General features: G+C 47.5%; 1 protein-coding gene. It reads left to right on the top strand.

The genetic code is table 11. The features are described from left to right. The coding region (locus tag R7Q46_RS30075) for a pyridoxal phosphate-dependent decarboxylase family protein (protein ID WP_318078704.1) at nucleotides 1-526 on the top strand (526 nt) is incomplete at both ends.

The following is a 526-nucleotide window of genomic DNA, read 5'->3' as shown; positions in this document are numbered from 1 at the left end:
GACGGATCACGGTGCAATTGATGACCTAGACTTCATCGCCGACATGGCAGTCAAGCACGACATGTGGATGCATGTGGATGGTGCTTACGGTGGTGCGCTGATCCTTAGCAGTCATAAGTCTCGCCTGAAAGGCGTTGAGCGCGCTCACTCTATCAGTGTCGATTTCCACAAATTGTTCTACCAAACAATCAGCTGTGGCGCACTTTTGGTGAACGACAAGTCGAACTTTAAGTTCTTGCTTCATCACGCAGATTACTTGAACCGTGAGCACGATGAGCTACCAAACTTGGTCGATAAATCCATCGCGACAACCAAACGTTTCGATGCATTGAAAGTCTTTATGACCATGCAAAACGTGGGTCCGAAGGCACTGGGTGACATGTACGATCATCTACTCGCTCAAACGCTTGAAGTGGCTGACATGATCCGTACAAACGATCAATTTGAACTACTAGCTGAGCCTTCACTGTCGACGGTATTGTTCCGTGCAACACACGAAACAGCAGATCTTGATGAACTGAACAAA

The sequence above is a fragment of the Vibrio sp. 811 genome, from assembly GCF_033339195.1.
This window is presented reverse-complemented; position numbering and strand designations above follow the sequence as displayed.